Source organism: Lentimicrobium saccharophilum (assembly GCF_001192835.1).
GTDB classification, from domain to species: Bacteria; Bacteroidota; Bacteroidia; order Bacteroidales; family Lentimicrobiaceae; genus Lentimicrobium; species Lentimicrobium saccharophilum.
Genome location: NZ_DF968182.1, coordinates 1,270,292 through 1,286,223 on the forward strand (window position 1 = coordinate 1,270,292; position 15,932 = coordinate 1,286,223).

Consider the following 15,932-nt stretch of genomic DNA (forward strand, 5'->3'; position numbering starts at 1 on the left):
ATACCCATGAAAAATTCCCGGAAAAACAGACCAATTGAACTAATTCTGTTTTGCAATTTTTAACATCCATCCGGAACGATTTTTGCAGAAATCGCTGATAATTCGTAATTTTATCCGTCAATTATTCCTGATATGATACATATTCGTTTTCTGGTTGCACTGTTATTTATTCCGGCTTCATCGCTGCTGTCACAGACTTTTAACAGCAGGGCTTTCAGCCCGTTTTCCCCGGGGGCCGGATTACCGCTGTGGACAGCACAAACCATGCCTGCATTCAGTTTACAAACAGGGGCGGAATTCGGCATGTTCAACAACGGAAGCATGCTTAACACCTATCTGGCCCCGGTTTTCAGCCAGCCGTTGGGGAAAAAGCTGACCTTGTCGGCAGGTGCCATGATCAGTAATACGACTTTTCACAATGTATGGATGTTTGATCAGGCAGGGGAATTATCGGATTTCAGTGGCAATCTGACTACTATGACGCTGTTCGGAAGTGGCTCTTACCAGTTAAACGACCGGGTTACGGTGACGGGTGCCGCTTACAAAACCATCAATCCTGCTTTCAACAGCCGGCTGAGCCCCGACAATCTTCGGATGGAAGCACAGGGAGTCAGTATGGGCGTGGGATACCGGATTAACGACAACCTGCATATAGGGGCTGAAATCAGGATGCAACAGGGAAATTCCAGCTTTTACACACCATTTGCTAATCCTGCAACTCCCTTCAGGAATAGCTTATTTGGTTTCTGAATAGTCCATCATTAACATTAAAGTACGTCAGATGCTGATCATTATTTCTCCCAGCAAAACCCTTGATTTTGAAAATAAAACAAGCATCAGAAGTGGTGCTGAACCCGAAATGATCTCACGGTCGAAAAAGCTGGTTTCGTTGCTGAAGAAAAAAACGCCCCGGCAATTGGCTGAATTAATGGATATCAGTCCGAAATTAGCCGAACTTAACGCGTTGCGCTACAGCGAGTGGACGTTTCCCTTTCCCGAAGGGAAAAGCCGGCCGGCCCTGGCAGCCTTCAAGGGCGATGTTTATGAAGGGCTCAAAGCATGGGAACTGACAGACGGACAAATAGACTTTGCTGACAACCATCTGCGGATACTCTCCGGTCTTTACGGCATCCTGAAGCCGACTGACCTGATACTGCCCTACCGGCTTGAGATGGGCACTGCATTGCAAGGGAAAGACTACAAAAACCTTTATCAGTTCTGGGGCGAATCAATCACAAAAAGCACCCGAAAGGCTTTGAGAGATTCAGGTTCTGATATACTGATAAACCTGGCCTCTGACGAATATGCAAAAGCAATAGATTTCAAGGCGCTTAAAGCAAGGATAATAACGCCTGCATTCAGGGAATTCCGCGACGGTAAATATAAGTTTGTCAGTTTCAATGCCAAGCGCGCCCGCGGCCTGATGACCCGGTTTGCGATCGACCGCAGAATCAGCGACCCTGATGATTTCAAGCATTTTGATTATGAGGGCTATGGATATATGGAAGGGCTTTCAAAAGGAGATCAGTGGGTATTTGTCAGATAGCATTTAATAGCTGCAATGGTCGGTTTAAGCAGATAAGCGCATAAAATCCTTCGGGAATTCCCTCTCCCGAAACACAACTGTAATTCATCAGAATTTTAAGTTCAACCAACCCAGGCGAGTCAAAACGTATATAAGATAAGGACATCAGCCCCCGGCTGATGTTTTAGTTTAACAGGCAGAAGAAACAAGAAAAAATCACCAGTTTACAGGGGATGACCTGCGGTTATCCCCCGGGGGGGCTTCAGACAATCAGGACATCAGCCCCCAGCTGATGTTTTAGTTTAACAGGCAGGATAAACAAGAAAAGGATCACCTGTTTGCGGGGGATTACCTGCGGTTATCCCCCGGGGGAGGGCTTCAGACAATCAGGACATCAGCCCCCGGCTGATGGTTTAGTTTAACAGGCAGGATAAACAAGAAAAGGATCACCTGTTTGCGGGGGATTACCTGCGGTGATCCCACGGGGGAGGGCTTCAGACAAACAGGACATCAGCCCCCGGCTGATGTTTTAGTTTAACAGACAGTTGAAACAAGAAAAGGATCACCTGTTTACAAGGGATTACCTGCGGTGATCCCACGGGGGGAGGGGCTTCAGACAATCAGGACATCAGCCCACGGCTGATGGTTTAGTTTAACAGGCAGGAGAAACAAGAAAAGGATCACCTGTTTGCGGGGGATTACCTGCGGTGATCCCACGGGGGAGGGCTTCAGACAAACAGGACATCAGCCCCCGGCTGATGTTTTAGTTTAACAGACAGTTGAAACAAGAAAAGGATCACCTGTTTACAAGGGATTACCTGCGGTGATCCCCCGGGGAGGAAGCTTCAGACAATCAGGACATCAGCCCACGGCTGATGTTTTAGTTTAACAGGCAGTAGAAACAAGAAAAGGATCACCTGTTTACAAGGGATTACCTGCGGTGATCCCACGGGGGGAGGGGCTTCAGACAATCAGGACATCAGCCCCCGGCTGATGTTTTAGTTTAACAGGCAGGAAGCTCAGACGAGTCTGACTTACTGCCTGTTAAACTAAAATGCCCCGCTTGCGCGGGGCATCCTGATTGGCTGGCGGAGAGAAAGGGATTCGAACCCTTGGTACCCGTAAGGGTACAACGGTTTTCGAGACCGCCCCATTCGACCGCTCTGGCATCTCTCCGGAATCGTTTGGGATTGCAAAATTAGCAAATTATTATTAGTACAGAACCAAATAATTCCTCACTTTTACCTCTTTAAAAATAAGTGTGGCACAGTTATTGAAATTTACGGCAGAAATAAACCCTGATCTTATCACCAAGCATCTAAACTATGTATAAAAAAATCCTTCTTGCAACACTGACTCTGCTGGTATTTATTGGCAGTCTTTCCGCCCAGGATATCATCATGAAAAAAAACAATGATCTCATTAAATGTAAAATCAGGGAGATCGGACTGGATGAGATTAAATATAATCTACCGGAATATTCAGCTGACGTTTTATTTTCAATTGATAAGGATAAAATCATCAAGATTATTTTCGAAAATGGCCAGGAGATGGAGTTTCAGAAAGAAATGACAAATCCTGAAAATTACCTCGACAATAAAAAGAATGTGCTGAAAATTGATTTTCTGTCTCCGCTGACCGGCAATACTACTTTTGCTTACGAGCGCAGTCTGAGACCCGGCCGGAGTGTTGAAGCCACCCTGGGCATCATCGGTCTCGGTGTGGATGCCGGCGACAGAAACCCGGGCGGAGTTTTCACCCGGTTCGGGTACAAGTTTATCAAGGACCCGGACTTTTATCTGCGCGGGATGCGTTATGCCCATATCCTGAAAGGCAGTTATTTAAAGCCAGAGATTGCTGTTGGATTCTTTAATCACGACACATGGATGTACAGAGATTATTCAAGCAGTTATTATGAAGAAAGCAGGGAAAGCGTTTTCTCGGGAACCATACAACTGGTAATCGGCAAACAGTGGATTGTTGACAATGCCTTTGCTGTTGATTTTTTTGGAGGCATCGGCTACGGGTTTACCACCGACGAGTCATACACCCCTTACCATTACGGCTACAGTGTGATGGACGAGAGCTTCCCGATGGCCTTTTCTGCAGGACTGAAGATCGGGTATCTATTCAAATAGAAAAAAGACTTTCAAAACCCATAACAAGATAAGTCCGGCCGGCGCTACCACCCCTAAAGCTGCAGGCCGGATTAATTCTTTTTATTCCCATCCTTACCGGCAATGAATCAGCGCTTTCTGTCCGGGGTTATAAATGCCACCGTACCCTTAGATAGAAAATGATTTTTTTTCAACGCAAACGTTTGCATTTTATTTTATTCAGGCATATTGAAATCCAATCAGTTACATGTATAGAAATAGCTCACTACTTACTTAGACTGTGTATAATTAGAAGATTGTCATCACTTTATTGAAAACTTTTTTTGAAAGATTGTGTTTTGTGCACTAAATTCGCATTATAAGAACTGCCGGAAACTGACACACACAATCCGGGAATCCGAATTTTTACATGACGTCTGACTACACACTGGGACTGCATTTTTTTTTAGAATACAATGCCGGAGTTTTTCATCTGCCGGCTGACGAATTATAGTATGGTTTGATCCTTCGGGATCAAACCATTTTGTTTTTAAAGATATTCCGAATTGAACCATAACACACAGCAAACCGCTATGAGGCACTCTATCGCGACATCCATCTTCAGAAAGGCAATTGCCGGGATTCTTCCGCTCTTTGTTCTGTCGATATTTCTTCCGGCCGGGTCAATGGCCCAGAATGATGGTAAAAAGTTGTTTGAAAAGCATTGCACGGTTTGTCACAAACTGGGCGAGGGTAAACTTGTCGGGCCTGAACTGGTTGGAATCACCAAGGTCCGCGAAAGGGAGTGGCTGGTAAAGTTTATCAGAAATTCCAAGGAACTGATCGATGCCGGTGATCCGATCGCCGTGAAGGTATTTGAAGAAAACAATAAAATTCCGATGCAGGCTTTTACTAACCTGTCTGATGCCGAGATCAACGGCATCATCGATTACATCGAAAACTGGGAGCCCCCGAAAGCACAGGAATTTACAGCTGATGTCAATAAAAAGGACGGTTTTACGGAAACTGAAATTCTGCGGGGTGAGCGGATGTTTTACGGCCTGATCCCTTTTGAAAACGGAGGAACTACCGCCTGTAATTCATGCCATTACACCAAAAACAGCGACAGCCTCAACTGGAATCCTTCAGCCATGGATCTGGCACATGCCTTTATGGAAAAGGATGGGATGAATATTTATGCCTCAATGAGCGAGCCGGCTTCATCGGTGATGGAAAAAGCCCACGCGGATTATAAACTGAATGAGCAGGAGATATATTACATCTCAGCCTATCTTTCTCATTTAGTACACAAGGAAATTAAACCATTCAAAATTTTCCCGACCCGCTTACTGATATTTATTTTGTTTGCAGTCCTGATGACACTGGCACTGATCGACCTGATTTTCACCCGTAAAGTCCGGTATCGGTTCATTCATGTCATCATTCTGATGGTCGGCATCGCTGTTCATTTTAATATTGCCATGGTTGAAGCACAGAATCTGAGCCGTACAAAGGATTATGCACCCGATCAGCCCATAAAATTCTCTCATAAAATCCATGCCGGCGACAATCAGACCGATTGCCAGTATTGCCATCATATTGCCGACCAAAGCAAATCGGCCGGAATCCCTTCAAACGATGTTTGCATGAACTGCCACAATGTTGTTCAGGAAGGACGGAATTCAGGCAAATTTGAAATCAACAAAATCCTCCGTGCACAGAAAACCGGAAAACCCATTGAATGGATCAGGATTCACAATATGCAGGAACATGTGTTCTTCAGCCATGCCCAGCATGTGAATGCCGGGAAAATTGCCTGTGAAACCTGCCATGGCCCGGTGGCTGAAATGGATATTATGCGGCAGTTCTCCGACCTGTCGATGGGCTGGTGTATTGATTGCCACCGCAACACCAGGGTGAATTTCAAAGACAATGAATATTACTCAACCTACATGAAGTTGCATGACGAACTGAAATCAGGCAAAATTGACTCTGTCACCGTAGAACAGATCGGTGGACTTGATTGCATGAAGTGCCACTATTAAAAGCATTTTCTGAAACCTGCATTATCAGGCATTTAATAAAAAGATTTAAATGGAAAAGAAATACTGGAAAAGCCTTGAAGAGCTGAACAATCAGCCCGAAGACAATAAATCAGCCGATCGTATTCCACAGGGAAAAAACCTGCTGGATGTGATCCATGATGAAATCGCCGATAAACCTTCTTCAAGAAGGAATTTTCTCAAATTCTGCGGTTTTGGCTTTGCATCCGCCGCCATCATAAGCAGCTGCGAGAACCCGGTAAAGAAAGCCATCCCCTACCTCAACAAACCGGAAGATGTAACCCCCGGCATGGCCAGCCATTACGCTTCCACCTACTTCGATGGCTCGGATTACAGCAGTATCCTTGTGAAGGTCAGGGACGGCAGGCCCATCAAGATTGAAGGAAATGCCCTTTCACCCCTCACCAAAGGAGGAAGCTCTGCCAGGGTGCAGGCTTCGGTGCTCAGCCTCTACGACGGCCACGCCAGGCTCAAAAACCCCTCGAAAAGCGGAGAAGACATCGACTGGCAAACACTCGACAATGAGGTTATTTCAAAACTGAAAGAAATCAGTGATGCAGGGGAAGCCATCGTGCTGCTCACCTCCAGTATTATCAGTCCTTCTACAATAAAACTGATAGAAGAATTTAAAACCTTCTATCCAGGAACCCGTCATGTAATCTATGATCCGGATTCCTTCAGCGGCATGCTGATGGCAAATATGACAACATACGGACAGGCTGTCATCCCTGATTACCGCTTCGAAAAGGCAGAAGTCATTGTTTCCTTTATGGCCGATTTCCTCGGCACCTGGCTGAACCCTCAGGAGTTTGCTTCCGGATATGCCGCCATGCGAAGCCTCACCAATGGAGAGCAAAAACTTTCCTACCACATCCAATACGAAACCGGGGTGAGTATTTCGGGCAGCAAGGCCGACAAGCGCGTGCGCATCAGACCTTCAGATGTGGGGGGCCTGCTCACCGGCCTGTACAACAGCATTGCCACCCTTGCCGGAGCCGAAACACTTCCCGGCGGCACCGCACATGAATCCTTCGGTGAACTGGCACCAAAGCTCTGGGAAAACCGGGGCAAGTCGGTGGTGATTTGCGGCACCAATGATCCGGATGAACAAATCCTGGTAAACGCCATCAACAACCTGCTTGGCAATGAAGGAAATACCCTCAGCTACGCCACTCCACTGCTTACCCGGCAAGGGTTCGACAGTGAAATGGAAACGCTTGTTGCTGAAATGAAGTCCGGCAAAGTGGGCGGTCTGATTCTGTGGGATGTAAACCCTGCCTTTGATTATTACAACCCTGAAGCTATTAAAGAAGGGCTTAAAAACCTGAAAGTCAGTGTTTCCTTCAATACCTCACTCGACGAAACCCTCGAAAATATCCTTTATTCGGCACCAGCACACCATTATCTGGAGTCGTGGGGAGATGCGGAACCCAAAAAGAGGTATTTCAGTCTCGCCCAGCCTGCCATAAGACCCATTTATAATACGCGGCAGGCACAGGAAAGTTTGCTGAAATGGATGAATTCCGACAGGGATTACTATACTTATCTGAAGGATTTCTGGCAAAGCAATATCCTGAAATCCGGAGAATCTGCATGGCGGAAGGCCTTACAGGACGGGGTATTTCAGCTTGACGCAGCCGCAACTGAACCAGGCTTTACCGGCTCAGGGGTACTTCCTGCCGCGCAAAAACTCTCAGAATCTGTCAAGACACAGGGATTCGAGATCCATCTCTATCAGACAATCGCCATCGGTACCGGCCGCTATGCCAATAATCCATGGCTGATGGAAATGCCCGATCCCGTGTCAAAAGTGTGCTGGGACAATTTTGCTGCCGTTTCGCCCGGCACCGCGCAGGAGATGGGCCTCATCAAAGGAAGCATGATCAAAATCGGCAACCTCGAACTGCCTGTGCTGATCCAGCCCGGACAGGCCGACAAAACGATATCCGTGGCACTCGGCTACGGGCATAACGCTTTTGGCAAAGTTGCCGATGGCGTTGGCGTGAATGTATTCCCGCTCAGCACCATCAGCAAAAACTGCCGGACTTATCGCATCAGCGGCGTTGAACCTGAAAAAACCGCAGGAGAGTATAAACTGGCCTCCACCCAGATGCACCACAGTATGGAAGGCCGGCCGATTGTGCGCGAAACAACGCTGGCCGGTTATCTGGAAAAGCCTGACTCAGGAAATGAGTTACATGCGGAATTTGAAAAGAAACATGTTACCCTCTATAAGGAAACCGAATTCAAAGGGCACCACTGGGGCATGGCCATCGACCTTAACAAGTGTATCGGCTGCAGCGCCTGTGTGATCGCCTGCCAGGCTGAAAATAACGTGCCTGTGGTTGGTAAGGAAGAGGTGATGAAATCACGCATCATGCACTGGATCCGCATCGACAGGTATTACAACGGAGACGGACAGGATCCTGAAATCGTCTTTCAGCCTGTGATGTGCCAGCATTGCGACAATGCTCCCTGCGAAAATGTATGCCCGGTTTCTGCCACCAACCACAGCAGTGAAGGTCTCAACCAGATGGCCTACAACCGCTGTGTCGGAACCAAATACTGCATCAACAACTGCCCGTATAAGGTTCGTCGTTTCAACTGGTTCCGTTATGTAACCAACGACAAGTTCGATTATAATATGAATTCCGATCTCGGCAGAATGGTGCTGAATCCTGATGTAACGGTGCGCGAGCGCGGGGTTGTTGAGAAGTGTTCATTCTGCATACAGCGTATTCAGGAGAAGAAACTTCTGGCTAAGAACGAAAACCGTCCGCTCGCTGACAACGAAATTCTTCCGGCATGTGCACAGGCTTGTCCATCCAAAGCAATTGTCTTCGGCGATCTTAACAATCCCGAAAGCCAGATATCGAAGATGTTCAGTGATCCGCGCAACTATCATCTGCTGGAAGAGCTGCATACCCTGCCTTCGGTGGGATACCTGACCCTGGTAAGGAACAAACCCGGAACAGAAGCCTGAAAACGTTGAAAATATGAAGCTAATGTATAACATCCTGCTCTATGTATAAAACTGAAGTGAGAGGACCACTGATTCTGGGCGACAAAAACTATCGCCAGATCAGCAGCGACATCATTGCCCCGATCGATCAGCCGATCCCCACCTGGTGGAAAGCGGTATTCGGGATTAGCATGCTGGCGACCCTGTTTGGCATATACGCCATGTATAAAACAGTGTCGGAAGGGATAGGAACCTGGGGGGTAAACAACTCCGTTGGCTGGGGATGGGAAATCATCAACTTTGTATGGTGGATCGGTATCGGACACGCCGGTACGGCTTTTTCCATCTTCCTGCTGATTCTGCGCCAGAAATGGAGAACATCCATCAACCGTGCTGCAGAGGCTATGACTGTTGTTGCCGTCGGCGCAGCGGCCATTTTCCCCGCGCTGCATATGGGACGTGTATGGCTGGCATTCTTTATATTCCCCTACCCGAATACCCGCGGACCGCTCTGGGTTAACTTCAATTCCCCATTGTTCTGGGATTTCATCGCCATTTCTGCCTACCTGCTAATTTCAGCATCTTTCTGGTATTATGGAATGGTGCCTGATTTTGCAACCATCAGGGACAAAACCACCTCAAAAATCAAAAAAGCCGTTTACGGATTCTTCGCTTTCGGATGGACCGGATCATCCAGGGAATGGCTGCGCTATGAAGCCCTCAGCTATGTGCTTGGTGGCATTGCCGCGGTGCTGGTAGTTTCTGTTCACTCCATTGTATCCACCGACTTCGCGGTTTCGGTGATCCCGGGTTGGCACACCACCGTATTCCCACCTTACTTTGTGGTGGGGGCAATTTTCTCAGGTTTCGCCATGGTAATGACCCTGATGATCATTATCCGAAAAATATATAAATTCCAGGATTATGTGACTGATTCCCACCTGAATGCTATTGCCAAGATCCTGATTTTCATTTCATTGATCATGGGAACAGCCTATGCTACGGAAATTTTTATAGCATGGTATTCAGGCAGCCAGTATGAGATGTTTACCTTCTTCAAAAACCGCATCACCGGCGATTACACATTCCAGTTCTGGGCTATGGTGGTATGCAATGCCTTTATTCCCCAACTGTTCTGGTTTAAAAAGGTAAGGCAGAACCTGACCCTGGCATTTATCATTTCGTTGTTCATCAACCTTGGCATGTGGTATGAGAGGTTTAATATCCTGATCACTTCCCTGTCGAAAGATTACCTGCCTTCGAGTTGGACAACCTACAGCCCCACCTGGGTGGAAGTAGGGGTTTACATCGGCACGCTGGGAATATTCGTATCCGGTGTACTGCTGTTCTTCAAGTACATCCCGATGATTGCCATCAGCGAAGTGAAGAGTATTTTAAAGGTGACCAGTATAAACAAGAATGACAAAAAACATATCAGCCATGAATAACAATCATATCATCGGCGTATTCGACGATGAAGACACATTGATGGAGGCTGTGCACGAAGTGAAAAAAAACGGCTTCGAGATCGGCGAGATATACACCCCCTACCCTGTACATGAGGTCATCGAAGCCATGGGCAAGAAATCAAGGTTCACGCTGGCAGCCTTTATTTACGGGTTTCTGGGTGCGGCGGGTGTACTCGCGTTTATGTACTACACGGCTGTGATCGACTGGCCGGTAAATTACGGCGGCAAGCCCACCAACGCCTTCCCATCGTTTATCGTTGTCACCATCGTGATCACCATCCTTACTGTGACCCTTGCCAGCCTTTTCACCTTCTCCGTCAGGGCGCAGATATACCCGGGCAAGGCATACATCCTGCCCGATGCAAGATCGACCGACGACAAGTTTGTGATGATTTTCGACAAAGCCCTGAGCGGCAGCAAAACCGGAGAACTGGAAGGAATTCTAAAAGAGAAAGGTGCAGTTGAAGTGTACGAAAAAGAGTTAAAACCACAAAAATAAGCGGCATGACAAAAAAACGAATCAACCGGGCTACCATTGCCGCCCTGTGTATAATGGTTATGACAGTTTCATGTGATCGCTCAAGAAACGACAAGGGTTTCGAGTATTTCCCAGATATGGCGCATTCGCTGGCCTACGAAACCTATGCCCCTAACCCCAACTTCGGCGACAGCATGACCATGCGTTTGCCGGCCGAAAATACCATTTCGCGTGAAATCATGCCTTATCCATATCCCAATACGCCTGAAGGCAGGGCACTGGCTGCCGTTGAACTTTCCAACCCGCTGGAGTTGACCGAAGATCATCTGAAGGCAGGGAAAGAAAAATATGCCATATTCTGCCGGAATTGCCATGGTGCGCTGGGCGACGGCAACGGCTACCTGCACACCAGCGGCAGGTATGCCATCAAACCGGCTTCGCTGCTCTCAGACAAGATGCTGGCAGCACCTGAATCGGATATTTTTCACGTAATCACAGCAGGTTATCAGGTGATGGGCGCACACGGGCATATGATCAGGCCTGAAGACCGCTGGAAAATTGCCATGTTTGTGAAAAACGAATTGCAAGCCAACACTGTAAAATAAAGGAGCTGAGATGGATACAAAAATCACGCTGTCAAAGGGCTTTCAATATACAGCCATTGCGATGATCACTGCCGGTGCGGCTGTGATTATCTACAGTTTCATTGCTGACCCTGCAAGGGCCTGGGCCAATCTGCTGCTCAACAATTACATGTTCCTTTCCCTGGCCATTGGTGCCAGCTTTTTCATCGCCATCCAGCATATTTCACAGTCAGGCTGGTCGTCTATGTTTAAAAGAGTACCCGAAGCCATGATGGCTTACATCCCCTATGCCGGTATTATCATGCTTCTTTTGTATTTCGGCATGCATTCGGTTTACCACTGGACCCATGCGGAAGCAATAGCATCAGACACGCTGATTCAGCATAAATCTCCCTATCTCAATATTCCGTTTTTCTTTATCAGGATGGTATTGTTCTTCATTGCATGGATGGTGATGACCCGCCTGATCAGAAATGCCTCGCTGGCCGAGGATACCCAGGGTGGCATGCTGTGGTTCGAAAAAAGCGAAACTTACTCGAAAATCCATATTTTCCTGCTGGCAGTAACCTTTTCATTCGCTTCCTTCGACTGGATCATGTCGCTGGATGTCCACTGGTTCAGCACCATTTTCTCGCTTAAGAATTTTGTCGCCGCATTTTTCCACGGTTCGGCAACAGTGGTCCTCGTGGTGATCCTCCTTCATGAAAAAGGCCATTTTAAAGCGCTTAACAAAAGTCACATGCTCGATTTCTCCAGGTATATCTTCATGCTTTGTATTGTGTGGGGGTATTTTGCTTTCTCCCAATTCATGCTGATCTGGTACGGAAATATCCCTGAAGAAACCGAATACTTCGCCCATCGCTGGCACAGCGGGTTCAAAGTGATTTTTTATGTCAATTTCTTTATTAACTGGTTCCTGCCTTTTGTTTTCCTGCTTCCCCAGGTGCTCAACAAGAACATCAGGGTTGTGAAAACAATTGCCATTCTGTTGATCGCAGGCCAGTACCTCGATCTCTATGAGCAAATCTTTCCGGCCGTGCTGCACCACCCTGTTTTTGGCATTACCGAGATTGGCTTTTTCATTGGTTTTGCAGGTCTTTTCATGTTTATAACGGCCAGAGCGCTGGCGGCAGCCCCGCTGATCCCCCGCAACCATCCTTACCTTGAAGAGAGTTTGCACCACCATGTACATTAGTACCTATTTTTGTTAACTTTGATTATCATGATTTCTGAATTCCTTTTCGTAATTAAGCCGGCTTACACGCACTGCACAGATGGACTGCAGATCGCTGAACACAATATAAGATGCTTTACGGGAAGGGTTTTCAATACGCAAAATCCTGAAACCGGTCGGGGTTGCGCAATGGTTTTGAAACGCTGTAATTTAAAAAGAGTAGTATGAAAAGATTTATTCCTATTAGCCTTATCGCGTTCCTCATCCCGCTGATGATGCAGGGACAAACCATAAAAGCAACTCAGGACATCAAATCTCCCGAACTGGAGATAGGCATTGTTGAACATCTGGATGAATATATTCCCGATGACTTGATGCTGATAGATACAACCGGCCAGGCGGTTAACCTGAAACAGCTGATTGACAAACCCACTGTACTTATGTGGGTATATTACCGCTGTCCGGGCATCTGCAGTCCTTTAATGACCAGCGTAGCTGAGGTGATCGGAAAAACCGACCTCATCCTGGGTAAGGATTTCCAGGTAATTACCATCAGTTTCGATGCACGGGAAGGAAGTGATCTGGCCATCCGTAAAAGAGAGAACTATCTCAATCTTATCGGTAAACCTGTTGATGAATCAGGCTGGATGTTCTATACGGCAGACAGCGCAAACATTGCCAGGGGAACCGAAGCCACCGGCTTCCGGTTTAAGAAAGCCGGGAATGATTTTATGCATTCAGCGGCATTGATCATGATCAGCCCTGACGGAAAAATAACCCGCTATCTCCAGGGAACCTACTTTCTCCCATTTGAATTCAAGATGGCACTTATCGAGACGTCTCAGGGAAAAAGCGGACCCACCATTTATAAAGTACTTCAGTTCTGCTATACTTATGACCCCGCCGGTCAGCAATATGTGCTCAATGTCACAAAAGTTGCCGGTAGTCTGATCCTGATCATTGCATTGATTGTTTTTCTGATTCTTGTACTGAAACCCCGAAAGAAAACCACAACAAACTAATGAGCAAACAACATATGACTGATTTTAACAACTCACATAAAGAGCCTAATTACCTGGAATACAGGGGGAAATATAAAGGCATACTCGGATGGATTACATCCACTGACCACAAACGGATTGGTCTTTTATATTTCTATTCGATGATGTTCTTTTTCCTTGCCGGCGTTGTAATGGGGCTGCTGATGAAATATGAGCTGATCTCTCCGGGTGAACAGATTATGGGCGCCCAGACCTACAATGGTCTCTTTACCCTCCACGGGCTCACCATGATTTTCCTCTTTGTGATCCCCGGCGTGGCGGCCGTTTTCGGCAACTTTTTCCTTCCCATCCTGATCGGAGCCAAAGACGTCTCTTTCCCGAGACTGAACCTGATGAGCTGGTATCTTTACATCATCGGCGCCATTGTGGTACTGATCTCCCAGTTTATCGGTGACGGCCCGCCCGATACAGGCTGGACCTTTTATGCGCCTTACAGTCTTAAAACCAACACCAACGTGGTTGCAGCCGTTACCGGCGCCTTTATCCTGGGATTTTCATCTATCCTTACGGGGCTGAACTTTATTGTCACCATGCACCGCCTGCGCGCCCCCGGCATGGGCTGGCTGCGCATGCCGCTCTTCGGCTGGGCACTTTACGGAACCGGCTGGATTCAATTGCTTGCAACTCCGGTGGTAGGCATTACTTTCCTGATGGTCATTGCCGAACGTCTGCTCGGTATCGGATTCTTTGACCCGGCCATAGGCGGCGATCCCATCCTGTATCAGCACCTGTTCTGGATATACTCCCATCCTGCTGTATATATTATGATTCTGCCGGCCATGGGCGCCATCACTGAAATCATCCCGACATTCGCCCGGAAAACGATCTTCGGCTATACCGCCATTGTAATCTCGAGTATGGCAATCGCTTTTGTCGGGTATTTTGTCTGGGGGCATCATATGTTTACCTCCGGAATGAGCTCTACTTCCCGCTGGGTCTTCTCCCTGCTTACTTTTTTGGTTGCCATTCCTTCCGCCATCAAAGTTTTTAACTGGACTGCAACACTTTACAAAAGCTCCATCAATCTTCAGACCCCGTTTTACTGGGCCATCGCCTTTGTATTTGTCTTTATGATCGGAGGCTTCTCCGGTCTGGTGCTTGGCTCTCTGGCAACCGATATTCATGTGCACGATACCGCTTTTGTGGTAGCTCACTTCCATTACATTGTATTCGGCGGGACCGGATTTGCCTTTTTCGGCGCCCTGCATTACTGGTTTCCCAAGATGTTTGCAAAGGTTTATAACTTTAAAGTTGCAAACATTGGTCTGATCGTTTTCTTTATCGGATTCAACATGCTCTATTTCCCGATGTTCTACCTCGGACTGCTCGGTATGCCGCGCCGCTACTACGATTACCTGCCCATGTTCCACTCGGCAAACATTCTCTCTACCGTCGGTTCGTGGATTATGGCAACCGGGCTGCTGATCATCATCATCAACCTGATCAGAGCACGCAAAGGCAGTGGCAAAGAGATAGATGATCCATGGGATGGTAAAACCCTGGAATGGACGATCCCTTCTCCACCCATTGTAGAAAACTTCGAACAGATCCCTGAAGTGAAACATGGACCTTACGAATACTAATCCGCGGATATTATGGAAACAATGACGCACCAACATCACGCTGATGCCCATCGCGACGACACAGCGTCCAAGATTGGCATGTGGCTGTTTATTTTTACCGAAATCCTGCTTTTCGGAGGGCTCTTTATCGTTTACTCTGTTTACAGGCACATGAATCCTGTTGCTTTTCACCTGGCTCATGAAGAGCTGAGTATCACTATGGGGTTTATCAATACCATCATTCTGCTTGTCAGCAGTGCCACTGTCGCCATATCTATATCGGCCATACAGAAAAATGACAGGAAACTGACTTTGCTGATGCTCGGCATCACCCTGCTCCTGGCACTCACATTCCTGGTTAACAAATACTTTGAATGGGGCGGTAAATTTGAGCATGGTATGTATCCGGGGTCAGAGCTGATGAAAAACCTGAGCAACGGAGATATGCTGTTTTTTAGCCTCTACTTTTTCATGACTGGTCTGCACGGGGTTCATATCATTGTGGGCATGGTGCTGCTTGGGATTACGCTGTATAAAGTAAAAACGGGAGCAGTTAACAGCGGCAGGTATGCCCTGCTCGAAAACAGCGGCCTTTATTGGCACCTTGTAGACCTGATCTGGATTTTCCTGTTCCCTCTGTTTTATCTGATACATTAATAACCGGCACCCATGGAAAACGAAAAACATCATATCGTACCGTATTTAACACACATCATGGTCTTACTCGGCCTGATTGTGCTGACTGTAATCACTGTGCTGATTACCAGTGTGGAACTTGGCGCCTACAATACCACCGCGGCCTTGATCATCGCATCCTTAAAGGGCGCAGTGGTGCTGCTGTATTTCATGCACCTAAAATTCGATCATAAAATATACTGGGTTATGGTGAGCATTGTTATTGCCATATTTGCTGCCGTGATCGTGGTTACCTTTTTCGATTACCTTTACAGATAGGAGA

13 protein-coding genes and 1 tRNA gene are annotated in these 15,932 nt (G+C 47.2%); 13 read left to right on the plus strand and 1 reads right to left on the minus strand.

Going from position 1 to position 15,932, the window contains the following annotated elements:
- Window positions 1-132 precede the first annotated feature (132 nt).
- Both TBC1_RS04615 and yaaA read left to right on the plus strand, forming a co-directional pair.
- The gene (locus tag TBC1_RS04615) at window positions 133-750 is read left to right on the plus strand and encodes a hypothetical protein (RefSeq protein WP_062039165.1); all 618 of its coding nucleotides are present in this window, start codon (window positions 133-135) and stop codon (window positions 748-750) included.
- Window positions 751-781: 31 nt separating this feature from the next.
- Window positions 782-1,546 (plus strand): peroxide stress protein YaaA, encoded by a 765-nt coding sequence (gene yaaA, locus TBC1_RS04620; RefSeq protein ID WP_062039167.1) that lies wholly within the window; start codon window positions 782-784, stop codon window positions 1,544-1,546.
- 1,065 nt (window positions 1,547-2,611) lie between these two features.
- On the opposite strand, the gene TBC1_RS04625 is transcribed toward yaaA, so the two are convergent.
- Window positions 2,612-2,701: transfer RNA gene (locus tag TBC1_RS04625), tRNA-Ser, on the minus strand.
- A 149-nt stretch (window positions 2,702-2,850) separates the two neighbouring features.
- Here TBC1_RS04625 and TBC1_RS04630 point away from each other — a divergent pair.
- From TBC1_RS04630 to TBC1_RS04680, 11 genes are all read left to right on the plus strand, one after another.
- On the plus strand, window positions 2,851-3,663 hold the full coding sequence (locus TBC1_RS04630) for a hypothetical protein (protein WP_062039169.1): 813 nt from the start codon (window positions 2,851-2,853) through the stop codon (window positions 3,661-3,663).
- 551 nt (window positions 3,664-4,214) lie between these two features.
- Window positions 4,215-5,666: a c-type cytochrome gene (locus TBC1_RS04635; protein ID WP_062039171.1), complete on the plus strand. Its 1,452-nt coding sequence runs from the start codon at window positions 4,215-4,217 to the stop codon at window positions 5,664-5,666.
- Window positions 5,667-5,715: 49 nt separating this feature from the next.
- On the plus strand, window positions 5,716-8,667 hold the full coding sequence (locus TBC1_RS04640; protein ID WP_062039174.1) for a TAT-variant-translocated molybdopterin oxidoreductase: 2,952 nt from the start codon (window positions 5,716-5,718) through the stop codon (window positions 8,665-8,667).
- A gap of 41 nt (window positions 8,668-8,708) precedes the next feature.
- Window positions 8,709-10,094: an NrfD/PsrC family molybdoenzyme membrane anchor subunit gene (gene nrfD, locus TBC1_RS04645; RefSeq protein ID WP_062039177.1), complete on the plus strand. Its 1,386-nt coding sequence runs from the start codon at window positions 8,709-8,711 to the stop codon at window positions 10,092-10,094.
- The gene (locus tag TBC1_RS04650; protein ID WP_172668825.1) at window positions 10,087-10,614 is read left to right on the plus strand and encodes a DUF3341 domain-containing protein; all 528 of its coding nucleotides are present in this window, start codon (window positions 10,087-10,089) and stop codon (window positions 10,612-10,614) included. Before nrfD ends, TBC1_RS04650 begins: the two co-directional genes overlap by 8 nt.
- Window positions 10,615-10,619: 5 nt before the next feature.
- Window positions 10,620-11,198 carry a c-type cytochrome gene (locus tag TBC1_RS04655; protein ID WP_062039182.1) on the plus strand — a complete coding sequence of 193 codons (579 nt, stop codon included), beginning with the start codon at window positions 10,620-10,622 and terminating at the stop codon, window positions 11,196-11,198.
- A 10-nt stretch (window positions 11,199-11,208) separates the two neighbouring features.
- A complete protein-coding gene (locus TBC1_RS04660) occupies window positions 11,209-12,372 on the plus strand; it encodes a hypothetical protein (protein ID WP_062039185.1) in 1,164 nt (387 codons plus the stop codon).
- Window positions 12,373-12,575: 203 nt separating this feature from the next.
- Window positions 12,576-13,373: an SCO family protein gene (locus TBC1_RS04665; protein ID WP_062039188.1), complete on the plus strand. Its 798-nt coding sequence runs from the start codon at window positions 12,576-12,578 to the stop codon at window positions 13,371-13,373.
- Window positions 13,373-14,995, plus strand: coding sequence for a cytochrome c oxidase subunit I (locus TBC1_RS04670; protein WP_236695638.1), 1,623 nt, complete (start codon window positions 13,373-13,375; stop codon window positions 14,993-14,995). The genes TBC1_RS04665 and TBC1_RS04670 overlap by 1 nt, the downstream gene beginning before the upstream one ends.
- Window positions 14,996-15,007: 12 nt before the next feature.
- Window positions 15,008-15,631, plus strand: coding sequence for a cytochrome c oxidase subunit 3 family protein (locus TBC1_RS04675; RefSeq protein WP_236695639.1), 624 nt, complete (start codon window positions 15,008-15,010; stop codon window positions 15,629-15,631).
- Between the two features lie 12 nt (window positions 15,632-15,643).
- Window positions 15,644-15,928, plus strand: coding sequence for a cytochrome C oxidase subunit IV family protein (locus TBC1_RS04680; protein ID WP_062039190.1), 285 nt, complete (start codon window positions 15,644-15,646; stop codon window positions 15,926-15,928).
- The last annotated feature ends 4 nt before the right edge of the window (window positions 15,929-15,932 follow it).

Coding starts and splice junctions, on each gene's coding strand:
- TBC1_RS04640 (WP_062039174.1), top strand. CDS start 5,716: ATGGAAAAGAAATACTGGAAAAGCCTTGAAGAGCTGAACAATCAGCCC.
- yaaA (WP_062039167.1), top strand. CDS start 782: ATGCTGATCATTATTTCTCCCAGCAAAACCCTTGATTTTGAAAATAAA.
- TBC1_RS04630 (WP_062039169.1), top strand. CDS start 2,851: ATGTATAAAAAAATCCTTCTTGCAACACTGACTCTGCTGGTATTTATT.
- TBC1_RS04665 (WP_062039188.1), top strand. CDS start 12,576: ATGAAAAGATTTATTCCTATTAGCCTTATCGCGTTCCTCATCCCGCTG.
- TBC1_RS04670 (WP_236695638.1), top strand. CDS start 13,373: ATGAGCAAACAACATATGACTGATTTTAACAACTCACATAAAGAGCCT.
- TBC1_RS04615 (WP_062039165.1), top strand. CDS start 133: ATGATACATATTCGTTTTCTGGTTGCACTGTTATTTATTCCGGCTTCA.
- TBC1_RS04660 (WP_062039185.1), top strand. CDS start 11,209: ATGGATACAAAAATCACGCTGTCAAAGGGCTTTCAATATACAGCCATT.
- TBC1_RS04680 (WP_062039190.1), top strand. CDS start 15,644: ATGGAAAACGAAAAACATCATATCGTACCGTATTTAACACACATCATG.
- TBC1_RS04650 (WP_172668825.1), top strand. CDS start 10,087: ATGAATAACAATCATATCATCGGCGTATTCGACGATGAAGACACATTG.
- nrfD (WP_062039177.1), top strand. CDS start 8,709: ATGTATAAAACTGAAGTGAGAGGACCACTGATTCTGGGCGACAAAAAC.
- TBC1_RS04675 (WP_236695639.1), top strand. CDS start 15,008: ATGGAAACAATGACGCACCAACATCACGCTGATGCCCATCGCGACGAC.
- TBC1_RS04635 (WP_062039171.1), top strand. CDS start 4,215: ATGAGGCACTCTATCGCGACATCCATCTTCAGAAAGGCAATTGCCGGG.
- TBC1_RS04655 (WP_062039182.1), top strand. CDS start 10,620: ATGACAAAAAAACGAATCAACCGGGCTACCATTGCCGCCCTGTGTATA.